Genomic DNA, 18780 nt, shown 5'->3' on the forward strand with positions numbered 1-18780 from the left:
TAAAAATAGTCAAAAAATGAGACAAAATGCATTTTTATTTTTAAATTTTAATTTTCAATGTGTTAATTTTGTCGCTCGTTGTTTTGAAAGTAAGGGTTATCTAAAATAATATTGAAAAACAATTTTGATGAGGCCTTTATATTCTCAATTATTACTGATTAATAGATTATGAAAAAAGTAACTTCAATATTTTTAATGTTGATGACGGTCTGTGCTTCTGCTCAAATTTCTGAGTATCGAAAGCTGATAGACTCTATTGGGCAAAAAAAATGGTCTGAAACCAATTTGGATTTGGATAGTTTGGCGAATCCTAAAATTGAAGGCTTTAAAAGAAAATTTGCAGATACCATATACATTCCTAAAAATGCGGTCGTCCCGAACGGGCCAACAGAAATGCCGTTGACGCCTTTTGGATTGGTAAAATATAAAGATCCGCAACGATGGTACTTTATGGGGCAGAATAATTTGGTGTTTAACCAAGCGTCTTTTTCGAATTGGAATGCCGGAGGGAATAGCAATATCGGTGTAATTGCAAAAGTGAATTACAACATGAGCTACAAAAAGAACAAGCATTTCTTGGAAAATATTTTCCAATTTGGATTTGGTTTCGTTACTACCAATGGACAACCGACCAAAAAAACAGATGACTACATCAATGTGACTTCCAATTATGGCTATGATATCGGTAAAAATTATTACCTGTCGTCGGGTATTCAGTTTGTTACGCAGTTTGGGCCGGGATATAATTACTCATCAACGCCGGATCCTAAGTTTGAAGATCGGATTTCAAAATTTATGGCTCCAGGGTACCTGAATGTTGGTCTCGGTATTTCGTATAATCCAAATGAAAATTTGCAGATTATTTTTCGCCCACTCAACGGTCGATTTACTTTCGTGACCGACCCTCTTTTGCAAAAGGCAGGTAAATACGGTTTGTTGGAAGATGGACAAAGCCTAAGAACCGAGCTCGGTTTTAGGATGAATTTTATCTATAGACTGAATATTCATAAGGGAATCTATATGGACAATCAATTGAATTTATTTTCCAATTATTTGGAGCATATGGAAAGGGTAAATGTCGCTTATAATGCCTCGTTGAATATCAAATTTAATAAATACATCACCACGGTGGTTAATTTGGACTTGTTGTACGATCACTATCAAATTCAAAAATTACAAACGAAACAAACGCTGGGTATTGGATTTATTTATAATTTGGGTGGACAAAATATTGAGAAAGACAATCGTAAAAAGGTGATAAAACCCATTGTGACAAAATAAAATTTAAATAAAATAAACACATGAAGAAAATTTCAGTACTCATTTTATCGGCAATCGGGTGCTTTGCTGTGGCTCAGGAAACGAATGTACAAGATTCTGCTACCGTGAAGCATTGGTCGGTTGTAGGGCAAAATACTTTAATGCTCAATCAGGCGGCGTTTTCCAACTGGGTTGGTGGTGGTGCCAACAATGTAGGTTGGTTGGCCGGAGTGAACTACAACATGACCTATGAAAAAGGTAAAAATCTTTGGGAAAATATTGTCATTCTTGGTTATGGGCAGAACAATACCCAAGGTTTGGGAAATAGAAAAACCCAAGATGTGATCAACCTTTCCACCAATTACGGTAGAGAGATTTACAAAAACTGGTATGCTTCTGTTGGTGCTGGTCTGTTAACGCAATTTGCTCCAGGATATGCGGACGGTAACAACCCTGCGGCAGCAAAATTATCCAATTTTATGGCTCCCGGCTATCTTAATTTGGGTGCAGGTATCACCTACAAACCGAATGATAATTTTACGATGACGCTTCGTCCTGCCAATGCCAAGTGGACTTTTGTGTTGGATAAAGATTTGCAAGTTGCAGGTAATTATGGCTTGAAGAACAATGGCGATTCTTCCTTGTTTCAGTTCGGTTTCTTGGGAACGGCAATCTATAAAGTGAAGTTGATGGAGAATATTTCTTTGGTCAATTCGGCATCGGTGTTTTCCAATTATTTGGATCATCCGGAGCGATTGGTTTTGGGGTACAGCGGTGCTTTGAATATGAAAATTAACAAATACATTTCGTCCAACATTACTTTAGATTTACTGTACGATCATAACCAAATCAAAAAAACGCAACTTAAACAAACTTTAGGTGTTGGTTTGGCTTATACCATTGACAATGGGGTGAAGAGATCCGAAAATAAAAACAACCACTCTTGGAAAGTGGATAAAAAATAGATTTTTAAAAATTATTAAAAAAAGGCTGCTCAAATCGAGCAGCCTTTATAATTGTTATTATTTGGTGAATAGCAATTCTCTGTATTTGGTCATTGGCCAAAGTTCGTCATCAACCATCATTTCCAAAGCATCGGATGCGGAACGGATTACGGAAAATAAAGGTCTAACCTTGTTGCAATACGCTTCTGCTTTTTTCTGTCCGTCTTCGGTGGCATTGGCTTTTTCTTTTGCCGTTAACAATTCATCAACACCTGTTTTAATTTGTGCTACTTGATGAGAGATGTCTCGGATAAGATCCATTTGTTCTTTAGCTAATGTAAGATATTCTTTGTCTCCAAAAATTTCTTTCAATCCTTTTACATTATCAATCAATCGGTTTTGATAATTAAGGGCAGCCGGTACAATGTGGTTTCTGGCAATGTCTGCCAAGACTCTTGCTTCGATATCAACTACCGTTGCGTATTTTTCCAATTTAATTTCCACTCGGGCTTCAAATTCTCTGTGAGAGTAGATGCCCATTTCTTCATACAAATCCATGAATTTTTTGTCAAGCATTTGTTTTAGAGCTTCAGGAGTTGTTTTGTGGTTGTTCAATCCTCTTTTCTTGGCTTCTTTGGCCCAATCATCAGAGTATCCATCGCCTTCGAAAATAATGTTTTTACATTTTTTTACATATTCTCTCAGGATGTTGAAGATGGCTTCGTCTTTCTTCAGTCCGGTTTCTATCAAGGCGTCAACTTCTTGTTTGAAGACGATCAGTTGTTTTGCCATGATGGTGTTCAGGACCGTCATCGGCTCGGCACAGTTTGCAGAAGAGCCAACTGCACGGAACTCGAATTTGTTTCCTGTGAATGCGAAAGGCGAAGTTCTGTTTCTGTCGGTATTGTCCAATAGGATTTCAGGAATTTTTCCTACAACATTCAATTTCAATTCGGTTTTTTCTTCAGGAGAAAGTTTGCCATCGGTTACTTTTTCCAAATCGTCCAAAACGCCGTACAATTGAGTTCCGATAAATGCTGAAATAATTGCCGGTGGAGCTTCATTGGCACCCAGTCTGTAGTCGTTATTGGCAGATGCAATGCTGGCTCTCAAAAGATCGGCATTGTCATGAACGGCCATTAATGAGTTGACAAAGAATGTCAAGAATTGTAAGTTTTTCTTAGGATTTTTTCCCGGACTCAAAAGGTTTTCTCCGGTGTCGGTTGCTAGCGACCAGTTGTTGTGTTTGCCACTTCCGTTAACGCCTTTGAACGGTTTTTCGTGGAACAGGATATGGAAATGGTGTTTGTGTGCAATTCTTGCCATAACATCCATTAGCAAAGAGTTGTGGTCTACAGCAACATTGGTTTCTTCAAACATTGGGGCAAGCTCAAACTGGTTTGGTGCCACTTCGTTGTGTCTGGTCGTTACTGGGATTCCTAGTTTAATACACTCAACTTCCAATTCCTTCATGAAGTTCATGACTCTGGTTGGTATGGATCCGAAGTAGTGATCGTCCAATTGTTGTCCTTTTGCGGCAGTGTGTCCCAAAAGAGTTTGTCCTGTAATGACCAAATCCGGTCTGGAAAGGTATAGTGCACTGTCAACCAAGAAATATTCTTGCTCCCAACCTAAAGTAGCAGTTACTTTGGTAACATTTTTATCAAAATACGATTTGCAAACATCGGTTGCGGCTTCGTCAATTGCATGCAATGCTCTTAATAGTGGAGTCTTGTAATCCAAAGCTTCTCCAGTGTATGAAATGAAAATAGAAGGGATGCACAAGGTAGTTCCCATGATGAATGCCGGCGAAGTAGGATCCCAAGCGGTATAGCCTCTGGCTTCGAAGGTGTTTCTAATTCCTCCATTTGGGAATGAAGATGCATCGGGCTCTTGTTGGATCAGCATTCCTCCGTTGAATCGTTCAATTGCTCTGTCGCTTTCAAAAGGTGTGAAGAAGCTGTCGTGTTTTTCAGCGGTGGTACCTGTCAAAGGCTGAAACCAATGCGTATAGTGCGTAACGCCTTTGGATAACGCCCAATCCTTCATGGCTACTGCAATTTGATCGGCAATATGTCTTTGGATTTTCGACCCTCTTTTAATGGCGTCTTGTATCGCTTCGAATGCTTCTTTCGTAAGGTAAGACCTCATGGCTTCTTCGGAAAAAACATTTTGGCAGAAAAGTTCAGAAAGTTTTGCTGGAACTTCTACTTTGTTCACGGCTCTGTAATTTTGAAACGGAAGAGTTTCGAGAGCTTTAAATCTTAATTTTGACATAATGCTTTGGTTTTATCTGGCAAAATTACAAAAAAAATGAATAAAATTATTTTTGACCCCTATTTTTTTTAGGGGTGTTTGTGTTATTTTGTATTTCATGCTTTGTTTTGATGGTTTCATTATTGCTGTTTGTTATGTTAATTTTCGTTCATCTACGGGAGTGTGGCTTGGTAAATCCGATAATTATATTGTAACTTGTCTCACTTTTTTAAAAATTAAATTTATGGCAAATTCTAGAGCAAGAGAAACTACGGAAGCAATTGAACGATTGTATGTGTCTATGAGACACTTGTTTTACAGAGGTTTTTTCAAACCGGCAGGGGTTTCGGGAGGCAGTCTTAGGTCTTTGTTGATGACCATCAACCCTGAAATCTACGGTTCAATGAATGTGCCCAACAAAATTGAACTCGATGGTTTGCTCTATGTTTTGGATCGTTTACCAGAGGGTATAGAGGAGACTCCCTTTGTGCACCTGACCTCAGACGAAGGTTTTGAAAAAGGAAGTTTTGACCTGATTGTTCCTAAAAAGAGACGAAGAAATTGTTATCGAATAGACGATCACCAAATGAACATTGAGGTGTTGCTTGGTCGTTCGGAAGTTTATGATATCCTCACCCACCTTACCTTTTTATATATAGAGGCCGATAAAATCAGGAATTTGGCATTTATAAAAGAAGACGGATGCCGTTCTACAAGAACCTGGAGGATAATTGAAGAAGTCGCGTTAGGTAAAAAGAAAATGAGCCGCCAAGAGAAGGAGGTTGCTCTCATCCATCTTTCGTCTTTGTTGGGTCGTACTTTTGATGAAACTTTGGAAGCCTACCATAACTTTGGAGACGATAAAAATCCGGATCGCTTATTCAAAGTAATTTATCATCTGGGAAGGGTGAGCCTAAGCGACGATCAGGAAGTGAGAGAGCGTGAAATTCATTTTTCAGCCATTCTTCGAGAAAGAATTGGACACCACTATTTTGGTGAAAAATGGGCCAATAATGTAAAGGCGGTTTTACTGAAAAACAATCTTCATGAAAAACCCCTGCACATCATCTCTGCCAATATGCATTCGGTGAAAAATATGCTCTTCGGGCACGATGCATTGGAGAAAAAAGCATCCACAGAAGTCGATTACAAATTCTACGAAGACATCAGCAACAACAAATCCCATCAGGATAAAATTTTAAAATTTGCCGAAAACCAAGGACTTATATATATCAATGACGACAGCGGCAGCAATATTGATGTTCAAATTATCGATCTTTCAAAAATAAAATTAGAAAATTCTCCTTTTGCACATTTGGATTTTAAAGGAGACGATGTGGTTTTGGTGTTCGATTATGCCTTTGGCGAACAAGCTTTTGAAGTGATGGACGAGCTCCTAAGGCCCATAGCCCTAGATGGAAATAAAAATTCCATGAATGTGAAATCCATTTCGATTATGGGGAAAGCAGGAATACTAACGGGTGGAAAAGGCGATATCATGATCCCGACTTCTCATATTTTTGAAGGTACAGCCGACAATTATCCTTTTGAAAACGCTCTGAAATTGCATGATTTTCAAGATGATGAAATAAAAGCTTTTGAAGGTTCGATGATTACGGTATTGGGAACTTCACTTCAGAATAAAGACATTCTGACCTATTTTATGAATACTTCTTGGAAAGCAATTGGTCTAGAAATGGAAGGAGCCCATTACCAAAAAGCAATTCAGGTGGCCTCCAAAATACGACACCATATTTCTCAAGATTTATTTGTTATGTATGCCTATTATGCTTCGGACAACCCATTAGAAACGGGAAGTACCCTGTCTTCCGGAGGTCTCGGACTTACCGGTGTCAAGCCAACTTACATGATCACTTACGGAATTCTGAATAAAATTTTCGAAAGCTCAAAATAGAGAAATCCACATAAAACCGCCTCTCAAAAGGCGGTTTTTTTATGTCTTTTTCAAAAATTGTAAAATTCACTATCTTTCACCCTTTAAATTTTTATTATGATGAAGTTATTTTCGTTGATTCTTACTCTTGCTTTTATGACCTTTTACGCTCAGCAAGGTCCATATTATCAGCAATTTGCAAATTATAAAATCGATGTAGATGTAGATGCTGCCAACTTTACCTACCAAGGAAAACAGGAACTTACCTATACCAACAATTCTCCAGACGAGCTGAAAGTGGTGTATTTTAATCTGTATTGGAATGCCTTTAAATCGGGTTCTATGATGGATCAAAGGGTGAGCGGTCAAGGGAAAAACGGCGACTCTCGTTTGCAGCAAAACGGAATATCTCGTTTGTCAAGCATTCCCAAAGAAGAAGAGGGTGCGCAAAACATTCACTTTATCAAACAAAATGGCAAAAACTTAAAATTTGAAATTCAAGAAACCGTAATGAAGGTGGAATTGGCAGAGCCGATAAAGCCCAATTCTAAAACAACTTTCACCATGCAATGGGATGCCGTGATCCCCATGCAGATCCGTAGAAGCGGAAGAAATAATCGTGAAGGCATCGACATGACCATGACCCAATGGTTTCCGAAAATTGCCGAATACGACTACGACGGCTGGGCAACTTTTGACTATGTGGGAAGGGAATTTCACGCACCTTTTGCCAATTTTGATGTGAGCATTTCCATTGATAAAGATTATGTAATTGGTGCCGGTGGAACTTTGATGAATCCTGATGAAGTAAAAGGATATCAAACGGATGCCGTGGTGAAAACCAACAGTCAAAATAAAGCAACTTGGAGGTGGACGGCTAAAAACATGTTGGATTTTGCTTGGGCTGCCGACAGAGATTATTCAGTGGATGCTTTTACGGTTGTGGACGGTCCAAAAGTCTATTTGGTCTATCAAAAATCCGAGAAAACCTTGTTTTGGGAACAGTCCAAGCCTTACATCGAAAAATATTTTCAACTGATGAATGCCACATTTGGAAGATATGTCTATCCTTCATATTCCTTTATTCAAGCCGGAGATGGAGGTATGGAATACGGAATGTGTACCATGATTTTGGGAGAAGCTAAAAAATTAGAAGACCTCTGTGGATTGATGTTTCACGAAGGATCTCATTCTTGGTTTCAGCAAATTATTGCTACCAACGAGTCCATGAAACCTTGGATGGACGAAGGTTTTACCAGTTATGCCGAATCGATTGCCATGAACCGCTTGTTTCCGCCTCAACAATCAATGCCGAATCCCTTCGTCGGAACTTTGGAAAATTATAGAAAATTTGTAAAATCCGGAAAAGAAGAGCCGGCCGTTTGGTTGGGCGATCACCACGACGACGGTAGAGCCTATACTTTTTCTACTTATGTAAAAGGAGAGTTGTTTTTGGTGCAGTTGGGATACATCGTTGGAGAGCCTATGTTGTCCTCAATTATGAAAGAATATTATCAGCAATGGAAGTTGAAACACCCTAGCGATAGGGACTTTTTGCACATCGCTCAGAAAATGTCCGGCATGGATCTCAAGTGGTTTCATCATTATTGGATCAATACCACCAAAACCATAGATTACGGAATAAAAGAGGTGAGTTTTGGCGAAAAATCAACCACGATAACGCTCGTTAATAAAGGTTCCGTACCGATGCCTATAGATTTTTCTGTACTTACAAAGGATAAAAAAGTGGTGAATTATCAAATCCCACTAAACCTTACCCGAGTTTGGAAGAATAAAGACATCAATGGCAATTTTACATCGTTGGATTATTGGTCTTGGACGCAAAAAGAATATACCTTTACAATCCCGTACACCAAAGATCAATTGCTGGCTTTAGGTATCGATTTCTCCCAAAGATTGGCAGATGTCAATATGGAAGATAATTTCTACGAAGTAAAGTTGGATAAAGTTTCTAAATAAGAGTAAAACATCTATGAGCATTATTGTCATCAATATCGGGAACACCAACATTCGTTTTGGTTTATTTCAAAAAGACAACTGCGAAATTTCGTGGATCATCAATACCAAACCGTACAAAACCAGTGACGAACTTTTTGTACAGTTTCTTACACTTTATCAATATTATCAAATAAAAATTGAGGAAATTGAAAAGGTGATTGTCGGTTCGGTAGTCCCACAATTGACTTACGATATTTCCAGAGCGGTGGAGAAAATACACAATAAAAAACCGATTTTGGTCGATAGAAACACACTTTCGGAGGTGGTTCCGAAATCCAAACAAATGGGCACGGATATCTATGCCAATTTGGTGGCAGCGCATCATTTGTATCCTGGGAAGAAAAAAATCATCATCGATTTTGGTACAGCGCTCACCGCAAGTTGCATCACCGAAACGGGCGAAACCATTGGTGCAATTATTGCTCCGGGCATCATTACCTCGCTCAATTCCTTGGTGAGCCAAACGGCACAATTGCCGGAAATTGAACTGAAAAAACCAAAATCTGTTCTTGGTCTAGATACCGTAACCTGTATGCAAAGCGGCATGGTCTATGGCTATTTGGGTATGGTGGAAGGTTTCATCGACCGGATAAACGATGAGGTGGGGGGCGATTGTTTTGTGGTGGCTACAGGTGGAGTTTCTCATGTATACAAACCCTTGACCGACAAGATCCATGTTGCCGATAGGCTGCACACCCTGAAAGGTCTTTATTATTTGGGTAAAGACAAATAAGAAAAATAAAAATCCTTCATGAAAATATTCGTGAAGGATTTTTTTTATCGCCTATCTCCCTATTCTCGATGCCCGACTTAGGATTTCAAGATTTATTTCGTTTATGAGTTCCGTGCCTTCGTAGATGAAACCGGTGTACAGCTGAAGTAGTGTGGCGCCGGCATCCAATTTTTCCATGGCATCTTTTGCAGAATGTATGCCACCAACCCCAATAATTGGGAAGGTACCACCGCTTTTATCGTGTAAATATTTGATGACTTTTGTGCTTCTTTCTTTTATGGGTTTGCCACTCAAGCCGCCGTTGCCAATTTCGTTGAGCCTTTCGGTGCTTGTCCTCAGTCCTTCTCTGTTGGTCGATGTATTGGTAGCCACAATGCCGTCGATTTTGGTTTCAGCAACCAGGTCTATAATTTCATCCAATTGTCCGGTGTTAAGATCCGGAGCGATTTTTAGCAATATAGGCTTAGGATGGGCCTTGGTATTGTTTATTTTCTGTACTTCCGTGATCAGCTCTTTTAGGTAGTCGGCGTCTTCCAATTTAGCATGGCTGCTCACATTGGGGCAGCTCACATTCAGTACAAAATAATCTACGAAAGGATGAAGCCCTTCAAAACATTCCAAATAATCTTGGGTATAATTTTCTGGGGCGGTAGTGGTGTTTTTTCCAATATTCCCACCGATAATTATTTTTCCTTTATTTTTTTTTAGTTGATGAATGGCAGCTGCTAAACCCTCATTGTTAAAGCCCATTCTGTTGATGATACCTCCATCTTCAATCAGTCGGAATAATCTTTTCTTGGGATTCCCGTCCTGAGCTTTTGGCGTAACGGTACCGATCTCTACAAAGCCAAAACCAAGGTCTGCCAATTCGTTGTAGAGCACCGCATTTTTATCAAATCCGGCAGCCAGACCAATCGGATTTTTAAATTTCAAACCAAAAACTTCCCGCTCCAATTTTTTGCTTTCAACGGGTTTTGGTAAGAAAAGTTTGGCCATAAAACCAAAGTTTTTCAAAAGAGAAAAGGTTAAATGGTGAGCTTGTTCTGGATCTAATTTAAAAAGTAACGGACGAATAATGCTTTTGTACATCGAAAAAAAGTTTCACAAAATTAAAGATTTATACAGTCAGCTTCCAACGATTATGATAGAATTTTACAATGATATAATTTATGAACATAGAATAAACGATTTTCAAGGAAAAGATTTAAATTTGATTGGTCGTTATTCCCCCTGCTTGCACGAGCATCTTGCTCGTGTCCAACAAAACACAGTGGTAAAGCTAATAAAATAAGCTCCATCTTTTTCTTTGAATTTATACTTTCTATTTATTTCTTATTGTTTATGGGTGAAATTAAATGCAACAAAACATTAAGCTTTTAAAAATAAGATGATTACATCATTGGGTAAAATATTCCTTAAAAGAACATAAGTTAATTCATGGTTTTGAAATAGACTAGATAATTTAAAATGAAACGACCAAAAATTAAATTATATTTGGATTGTGCCAAGTTTCCTTCAATAGACATCAGATTATTTTTCGCAGTGTTGAGTTCATAAATGTTGATTTTTCCTGCCAAAAAACTTTTCTCGGCGTAAGAAAACGACAATTGTGTAGCTTCCATCGAAGCTAAAATTGCCTTATGATTTTTCAGTTTAGACTCGTAATCCAAATAGCTTTTTTGTACATTCGACCGAAGTTGTTGTTTGGTAATTTCCAAATTATTTTCTGCAATTTTTTGATTGATGTATCCTTGTTGTTGCTGTAATTTTGCATTTCCTTTGTTGAAAACAGGTACGCTTACAGAAACCCCAATTTGCTGACCAAAATTATTGTTGTACTGTTGCCAAAAAGGTACAGAACTATTGAAATCTTTATTGAAATATTGAAAGAAAAAAGAACCGACACCCGAGGTAAGTGTTACGGAAGGAAGATAGTTGGTTTTGCTAATTTCTGTTTGTTGCTTTGCGGATTGTATTTTTTGCTTTGCAGCTTGTACACTTGGATTGTTACGATAGGCTTCTGCAATAAGTTTTTCTATATCAGTATTTTGCATTGTGTAATCAGATGATTCTAGTAAATCCGAAACATCAAAATCCTGATAATTTTCTAATTGCAACAGTGAGGTTAGTTGCAACTTAGCTTTGTCTATTTCATTAATAGCGTTTTCCAACAATTGGTTTTTTCGTATCATTTCGGCGTAAGATTCTTGCTCTATAGCTTTTGAAGTAATACCAGCTTCGGTTGTAAGCCTTGTTTTTTCGTACATTTTTTGAGCGTAGTTTTTGGCTTCCAAATTTATTTTGTAAATCTCTTTTTGTAAAAGTATTTGTAGAAAATTTTGTATGAGCTGCAAATTTATTTCGTACTTCGTGTTTTCGAAATCGTATTGGGCAACGGAATAATCGGACTTGTTTTTAGCTATTGTTTTAGAAATTCTCCCACCGTTGTATAAGTTTATACTTGCATTGGCAGAAAGGTTGTGCGAAAAATTATCGTTTCTCTGTAAAGTTCCCAATAGCACATTTTGCCCAAAATTCATGCTACCGTTAGCGGAAATACCGACAGTTGGGAGATAATCTTTTTGCGAAATTTTGAGTATATTTTCTTGTGCTTCTATATTTATTTTGGATTGCTTTATTCTCAAATTATTGTTTTCCGCATAGCTGATGCAATCCTCAAGCGTCCACAATTTTTGCGATGATATTCGTTTGGAAATCATTAAAAAAAATAGGATAATACATAATTTTAAATTCATTTTAAACATCAAGCTTGGTATCCTAATAATTTTCTGAATTGATAAAAAAGTCTTTGTAATAATCGCAAATCTTGGGTTACAATTTCGGCATTTCCACTTAGTTCTTTGTCGAAAGTAAGCGTTTTATTATAAGAAGTATGCAAACCTTTGGGCAGGATAACCTCCACAAAATAATTTCCTTTTTCGTCCGGAGACAATGCCATATTTTGTACCGTGCCTTGGACAATACCGTATTCTTGGTATCGGAAATTATTTAGTTTTATCAGTACCTTTTCTCCGTTTACAATTTTTCCGGCATTGGTTGCCGGGACAAACATTCTGCCTACCAATCTTTGGTTTTCACTAGGCAAAATGGTAAATATAGCATCTCCGGATTTTACCATTTGGTTTTCGCCCCACATTTGTTGGTAACTAACCTTACCTTTGGTAGATGAGGTGATGAGATAGTTGAGTTCCCATTGTTTCAAAGATTTCCTAAGTTGCTCCAACGATTGTGTACTTTGTAATTGGTAGTTCAGTACATCTTTTTGTAAAGTATTATGGGTATTGCTTTTGTTTTTATACAGATTGCTAATGGTTTCCTGTGTTTGTGATACCGACAGTTGTAGGTTTCTAACATTTTGTTCTTCTTGTAGAATTTTTATTTTTTCGTTTTCCATTTCTAGTGCAGATAGTACACCTTGCTCGAAAAGATGTTGGCTACGGTCATAATTTTTTTTGGACAATTGAAATTTTGTTTGTTCCAACCCCAATTGTTGTTGTAGTGTTGCCATCCTAGTTTTGGTTTCCGCTTCGTTTTGGGAAATTGCAAGTTGTTCGGGAGAGTAGGGTTGTAGTTTTTGAAAAGATTTTTCTTCTTGCAAGGCTTTAGCAAAAACATTGTAGTCCATTTGCAATTCTCCTAGTTTTAGGTGCGAGGTTTTGTTCAGAGGAAAATTGGCTACATTGCCAGTTTGCATATCGTCTAAAATATTTTTCAGCAGGAGTACATCTTGGTAATTAGCCGAAGATTGCAGCACCATCATTATTTGGTTTTTGTCCACCATTTGTTGGTTAGCAATGTATATTTTTTCTATTTTGGCTGTGGTTTTGGCAAGTAGTTTTTCCGGTGCATTTTCGGTGGTGATGATGATGGGTGCAGGTACAAATTCCGGATATTTTATGAACCAACTCATCATGATAACCATAACAAGTATTGCTAGAAGTATGGTGTTTCCCCAACGGATAAGCCAATGAGGTGGTTGCGAAAGAATGTCTTGTACTTCTTCCGAACGAAGTTGGATATTGTCTAGTATATCTCGGTTAGTTTCCAAGTTCTAATTGGTTTTTTATTAATCTATAATATTCGCCTTTTTGTGCGACAAGTTCTCTGTGGTTACCTTGTTCTACCACTTTTCCTTTGTCCAGCACAATTATATTGTCGGCATTTTTCACGGTTGAAAGTCTATGGGCGATAACAACAGCAGTTTTGCCAAGAAAAAATTGTTCTAGATTTTGCATAATTACTTTTTCGTTATTGGCATCGAGAGAACTGGTTGCTTCATCAAAGAAAATATTTTCCGGTGATTTGTACACTGCTCTTGCAATAAAAAGTCGTTGTTTTTGTCCACCACTTATCCCAATCCCTTCATTTCCAATTTTGGTATTGTAACTTAGCGGGAGTTCTTCTATAAAATCTTTTATGTTGGCAATTTCTACGGCTTTTTTCAGTTTGTTTTTATCGATATTATCTTCGCCAATGGCTATGTTTTGGGCAATGGTATCATTAAAAACATATCCCTCTTGCATTACCACACCACAATGATCTCGCCAAGCTCTGGGAGAAATGTTTTTCAGTTGGGTATTACCTAATTTTATTTCGCCTTGGTTGGGTTGGTAAAATTTCATTAGAAGTTTTAGCAAGGTAGTTTTTCCGCTACCACTAGCACCAACTATGGCGGTGGTTTTTTGGTAAGGTATAACAAGGTTTAGGTTTTCGAAAACAAATTGGTCGGCTCCTGTGTATCGAAAAGCGAGATTGGAGATTACAATATCTTTTTTCGGTATTTCGGATAGGTATTGTTCTTCTGCATTTTCTTCATCGGTTTTATCGTGTATTTCTTTTAGCCTTTCTAGGGATATTTTGGCATCTTGAGTTTGGCGTACAAAATCCACCAATTGCAATAGAGGACTGTTGAGTTGCCCGATAATGTACTGTACCGAGAGCATCATACCTAGGGTAAGATTACCACTGAGCACCAATTTTGCCGAGAGAAAACTTACCAAAATATCTTTTATTTGGTTAATAAAATTACCTCCCACCGATTGCCATTGCTCCAAAGAAAGGGATTTTATCCTTAATTTGAAAAGTCGTATTTGCAGAAACTCCCAACTCCATCTTTTTTGTTTTTCGGCGTTGTGCATTTTTATTTCCTGCATTCCGTTTATCAGTTCTATTACCTTGCTTTGTTCTTGCGAAACCTGCGAAAACCGCTTGTAGTCCAACTCTTTTCTTTTACCTAGGAAAAACAAAATCCAAATGGTATAAAGTGTAGCACCTGCAATATAGACCAAAAACAACAAGTAATTGTAAAACAACAATATAACGGAATAAATTAACAAATTAACCAAAGAAAACAAAGTATTGAGGGAAGAGCTGGTTAGCAATTGCTCTATCCTGTGGTGGTCGTTAATCCTTTGCATAATATCGCCAGTCATACGAGTATCGAAAAAGCTGATAGGCAGACGCATGAGTTTGATAAAAAAATCCGAGAGTATGGAAATATTAATACGGGTAGATAGATGCAGGAAAATCCAACCACGGATAACTTCCAGACCTGTCCTACCTACAAAAAGCATGAGCTGTGCCAACAATACCAGGTAGATAAAATTGAGGTCTTGGTTTTGTATGCCCACATCTACAATACTCTGGGTAAGAAATGGTACGATGAGCGATAGCAAACTCCCTGCCAATAAGCCAATTGCCAATTGCGACAACAACGATTTGTAACGAAACAAATACCGAAACAGGAAAGAAAAACTAGCTTTGTCCTCAGTATTGTCCAACTCGTTTTTGGAGAAAGCAGGGGTGGTTTCTAGTAGCAAGGCGATACCTTCTTCGGTATTTTCGTTGGCGTTTTCGCCTATCCATCGTTTCAGAAATTCTTGTTGGGTGTAGGTAATAAGACCGTAACTGGGATCGGAAATTTTTATTGTACAATCGGTCGTGTCATATAAATTACCACGCTGTTGTTCTCTTTTTACCTTGTCTTTTTTACTTTTTACTTTATACTTTTTACTTTGTACAACATCATACACCACTACAAAATGTTGCTTGTCCCAATGTACAATACAAGGCAGGGGTACTTCTTCTACCAAAGTTTTGAAATCTATCTGCACTCCCAAACTCCTGAAACCCATTTTCTCGGCAGCTTCGCTTAGCCCTAACAAAGAGCTTCCCTCACGAGTAGTTTCTGAAAGATTACGAATTTCTTGTAAAGGCATGGTTTTGCCGTAATACTTGGCAATAATCCGTAAACAAGTAGGTCCGCAGTCTTTGGTGTCGGGTTGAAGGTAGTTGGGAAAGGGTTTCATTATTTTTTTACCAAATCTTGCATACCGTAATATTGTATGGCTTTTTGTTTTAGAGGATTTGTACTCCATTCTTCCCATTCTCCTGTATATGGATTGTAACCGCATTTCAATGGTTTAGATGTATCCAAACCATCTTTGTCTGTATGGGTTCTTTCTGTGTAAGCTCTGCAATCTGTACAGATGTAGCGAAACTCACAATCTTTACAGACTTCTATTCTATCTTTGGTAAGGTTCCAATATTTTTTGAAATCTTTATGATTAAGTGCTTCTTCTAGTGTAGTATCTTTTATATTGCCAAAGCTTTGTGGCATACTTGGACAATTGCGAATATTACCCTCTGCATCTATAGAAATTTTTTTGTGAAGGCAGGAGTTTTTACACATTGATTCAAGTGAGAATGTACGGTTTAAATTAAAATTTTTGGGTAAGACACTTCCGCAACTTTCTGGAATAAAAATAATATTTTCAATAATATTTATTCTTATACTTGAAAACTCCTTATGATATTTTTCACTTCCTGAATGAAAGACAATATCCAATAATTTACTTGTGATAATTCCTTTATTTTCTGTGAAGTATCGAAATAATTCGTCACTATATTTCAAAATGATTGAAATTTCATTAACACAAGAATCGTTCAGAAGTTTTAAATTTTCTAATATTTCACTAATTTCAGTATAGTTTAATTGATTTGAAAATCTTAGTTGTATATATTTTATTTTCGAAAATATTATTTCGTTTATAAGACTTTTGTTGAAAAAATCACTATTTTTAAAATCAATAATAAAATATTCAATATTACTAGGACTCTCAACAAAATACGGCTTGTATACAAATTTATTAAGTTCTTCTTCTGATTCAACAAAAAATCCCAAATTGTTATCGGTTATGAAATTAATGTATTCTTCAATTATAATGTAATCTTCATCATTTATTTTTTCTTTAAGAACAGAATAATTAGTTTTTTGATTTAATATGATATTTAACATAGTATTTGGTATAAATTGCAAAAAACCATTATCAGTATCATATATAAGCGATTTTTTAACGCCTTTTGTAATGTTTACAGAGTCGTGTATTTTCAAAAACATAGATTAATATATTAGAGAGTAATATTTGTTTGAACGGAATATTTTAGTATTATTACTCTTAATTACCGTATTTTTAGTATATTTAACTGTGTTAATATTACCACAAAGCTTCCATTCTTGTAATGTAAATGAAATTCCTTTAATATCAATATTGTTTTTTTTCATAGAAGATACTTTTTTTAAATCTTTGAACAAATCAAAAATAAATACAAATTTTAGTGTTGCTGTATCGTTTAAGACTTATAACAAATCAGCAATATATTTTTCAATTTGGAAATTTCCAAGAATACTAATGTTGTGAAATTGACCTAATGGGTTTATTTCTAAAAAATAATATTTATCTTTTGATTTTATAAAGTCCAAAGTACCACACATCAAACCTAATGAATTAGAAAGTTTATAAATGTTGTTTTTTATACTTTGAGGTAATTCATAGATAGAATATTTTTTTGTGATTTCTTTCCCTTTTCTATTATCAATTTCTTCGGTAGAATCAAAACAAGCAACAGACCATATTTTTTTTTGAAAAAAGAAAACTCTAATCTCATATTCTCTATTTATTTTCTCTTGTAAAAGTGTAGGAATTAAGTTTTGATTTTTCCCTTCTAAATCGCTTAAATACACTTCTTTAGTATAATTAAGATACATGCCAGTTTCGACAAACACTGGTTGTACTTCAGAAATCGATTTAGTTATAATTGATTTTTTAGAATTTACGATATTTTCAACTATTGTTAACTCGGTTGTAATAATACTTTCTGGTGTAATAAAGCCTAATTGTTTTGCTTTGTGAAGCACTTCAAGTTTATTAACTTTTTTTTGGGATAAATTTCCATAAATTTTTACACCTAATTGGGATAAATAATAAAAAATAAAATGTATCGTTTCCTTAATTTCAGAATTATAAAACTTTGCTAAATTCAAATCTATGTCTTGATCTATTTTTTTATATGATACCACGCCATTCCTATAATAGACAGATGTTACTTCATTCAGATTTAGTATTTCATCATCAATTGAAACTAGATAATTATCTTTTTGAAAATCAAAATATAAAGAGTTGATAAGCATGTTTTCACTAAACCTTAAAAACTGCTTATTTTGATACGATAACCATCTACATATCTCATCTGTAATAGTATCGTTATCTACTGAAATTACTAGTATTATTCTATTTTTATCAGGTATAGTCTTTTCTTCCATTCATCTACATCTTCATTTGTTGAAACTGCATGTATTATTGTTTTTTGTGTTGGAAAAATAAAATCATTATTTTTTAATAAAAAAAGGCTTTTTTTACTTTCAGACATTATATTATTTAGACCAATTTTTTTTCTAGATATATTAGTATGTTCAATTTTTTCATCAATACTTTGGTTTCTATTTTCGGGAAAGTAGTATTTTGTAATATAGCAACATTCATCGGTATTTCCTGCTTTTATCATTGTGACAGCATGTGTAACATCACCTATAACAAAACCATGAGGAGCAAAAGCTTCAGTATGAAAATTATTAGTCCCATCGTTTAAATCTATTAAAAAACCTGCAATATATGGTGTTATTTTTCCATTATTAAGAGCCTTTTCTATTTCTTTTGAAAAATTGACTTGCTGTGGGCTATATTTATTTTTTTGTGCTTGATGCCAAATAATATAATAAAACTGGTGGATTAATGGATTATTTTTAAAAGAATTTACTCCAATATCATATTCATTTGGGAAACCATTTTTTTGTATAAGTTTCAATAATTTTGTAGCAGCAATACTGTCACTAGTCGTTATTTCTTTTTTATATTTTGTGTAGTCTCCAATGGATAAATTTCTATAATGCTGGTCGATTACAAATAAAGAATCAAATGACTTTTTCAAAGAAAAATTTATTTTGATTTTACAATCATCTTTTTTTATTTTTTGTAAATCTTCATTTTGTGCTAAAAATTCATCATCAAAACTATACCCCATACATTTTAGTAATTGGTATTTTTCTTCTACCCATTTATTATCTTTTGTTTTTATAGCAACTTTCAGACTGTTGTAAATATCCACCGCATGTGGATTTTTGAAAATACTGAAAGCACTTTTGTAATTTACAAGTGCAGAATCTAATTTGTTTTCCAATATAAATTCTTCTGCACTATTAATTTTTTCATAATATTGAAGCAAAATCGGATTTTTTAACTCATAATTTTGTGAGTAAAAGCAGGAAAAAGAAAAAAAAGTAAATAGTAATATTATTTTTCTCATTTTTAAATAAA

Annotated in this window: 13 protein-coding genes; 5 read left to right on the forward strand and 8 right to left on the reverse strand. The window is 35.7% G+C overall.

Going from position 1 to position 18780, the window contains the following annotated elements:
- Positions 1-168: 168 nt before the first annotated feature.
- A complete protein-coding gene (locus tag EIY84_RS00165; RefSeq protein ID WP_124639265.1) occupies positions 169-1281 on the forward strand; it encodes a DUF3078 domain-containing protein in 1113 nt (370 codons plus the stop codon).
- Between the two features lie 20 nt (positions 1282-1301).
- Positions 1302-2225 carry a DUF3078 domain-containing protein gene (locus EIY84_RS00170; RefSeq protein ID WP_124639267.1) on the forward strand — a complete coding sequence of 308 codons (924 nt, stop codon included), beginning with the start codon at positions 1302-1304 and terminating at the stop codon, positions 2223-2225.
- A 57-nt stretch (positions 2226-2282) separates the two neighbouring features.
- On the opposite strand, the gene EIY84_RS00175 is transcribed toward EIY84_RS00170, so the two are convergent.
- Positions 2283-4481, reverse strand: a complete 2199-nt coding sequence (locus EIY84_RS00175; RefSeq protein ID WP_124639269.1) for a glutamine synthetase III family protein — start codon at positions 4479-4481, stop codon at positions 2283-2285.
- A 223-nt stretch (positions 4482-4704) separates the two neighbouring features.
- On the opposite strand from EIY84_RS00175, the gene EIY84_RS00180 reads away from it, so the two are divergent.
- The 3 genes from EIY84_RS00180 to EIY84_RS00190 all read left to right on the forward strand — a co-directional run bounded on the left by EIY84_RS00180 (position 4705) and on the right by EIY84_RS00190 (position 9106).
- Positions 4705-6375: a DUF6909 family protein gene (locus EIY84_RS00180; protein WP_124639271.1), complete on the forward strand. Its 1671-nt coding sequence runs from the start codon at positions 4705-4707 to the stop codon at positions 6373-6375.
- Positions 6376-6471: 96 nt separating this feature from the next.
- On the forward strand, positions 6472-8334 hold the full coding sequence (locus EIY84_RS00185; protein ID WP_124639273.1) for a M1 family metallopeptidase: 1863 nt from the start codon (positions 6472-6474) through the stop codon (positions 8332-8334).
- Between the two features lie 13 nt (positions 8335-8347).
- A complete protein-coding gene (locus EIY84_RS00190) occupies positions 8348-9106 on the forward strand; it encodes a type III pantothenate kinase (protein ID WP_124639275.1) in 759 nt (252 codons plus the stop codon).
- A gap of 51 nt (positions 9107-9157) precedes the next feature.
- Here EIY84_RS00190 and EIY84_RS00195 read toward each other — a convergent pair whose 3' ends face one another.
- The 7 genes from EIY84_RS00195 to EIY84_RS00225 all read right to left on the reverse strand — a co-directional run bounded on the left by EIY84_RS00195 (position 9158) and on the right by EIY84_RS00225 (position 18769).
- Positions 9158-10195, reverse strand: a complete 1038-nt coding sequence (locus EIY84_RS00195) for a quinone-dependent dihydroorotate dehydrogenase (RefSeq protein ID WP_124639277.1) — start codon at positions 10193-10195, stop codon at positions 9158-9160.
- Positions 10196-10536: 341 nt separating this feature from the next.
- Positions 10537-11871, reverse strand: coding sequence for a TolC family protein (locus EIY84_RS00200; protein WP_124639279.1), 1335 nt, complete (start codon positions 11869-11871; stop codon positions 10537-10539).
- Positions 11871-13175, reverse strand: coding sequence for an HlyD family secretion protein (locus EIY84_RS00205; protein WP_124639281.1), 1305 nt, complete (start codon positions 13173-13175; stop codon positions 11871-11873). The genes EIY84_RS00200 and EIY84_RS00205 overlap by 1 nt, the downstream gene beginning before the upstream one ends.
- Positions 13165-15435 carry a peptidase domain-containing ABC transporter gene (locus EIY84_RS00210; RefSeq protein WP_124639283.1) on the reverse strand — a complete coding sequence of 757 codons (2271 nt, stop codon included), beginning with the start codon at positions 15433-15435 and terminating at the stop codon, positions 13165-13167. Before EIY84_RS00210 ends, EIY84_RS00205 begins: the two co-directional genes overlap by 11 nt.
- Positions 15435-16520 carry a grasp-with-spasm system SPASM domain peptide maturase gene (gene gwsS / locus EIY84_RS00215; protein WP_164471987.1) on the reverse strand — a complete coding sequence of 362 codons (1086 nt, stop codon included), beginning with the start codon at positions 16518-16520 and terminating at the stop codon, positions 15435-15437. Before gwsS ends, EIY84_RS00210 begins: the two co-directional genes overlap by 1 nt.
- Positions 16521-16766: 246 nt before the next feature.
- Positions 16767-17729 carry an ATP-grasp domain-containing protein gene (locus EIY84_RS00220; protein ID WP_124639287.1) on the reverse strand — a complete coding sequence of 321 codons (963 nt, stop codon included), beginning with the start codon at positions 17727-17729 and terminating at the stop codon, positions 16767-16769.
- Positions 17693-18769, reverse strand: coding sequence for a hypothetical protein (locus tag EIY84_RS00225; RefSeq protein ID WP_124639289.1), 1077 nt, complete (start codon positions 18767-18769; stop codon positions 17693-17695). Before EIY84_RS00225 ends, EIY84_RS00220 begins: the two co-directional genes overlap by 37 nt.
- Positions 18770-18780 lie beyond the last annotated feature (11 nt).

The organism is Amniculibacterium aquaticum, assembly GCF_003852705.1.
Classification (GTDB): Bacteria; Bacteroidota; Bacteroidia; order Flavobacteriales; family Weeksellaceae; genus Amniculibacterium; species Amniculibacterium aquaticum.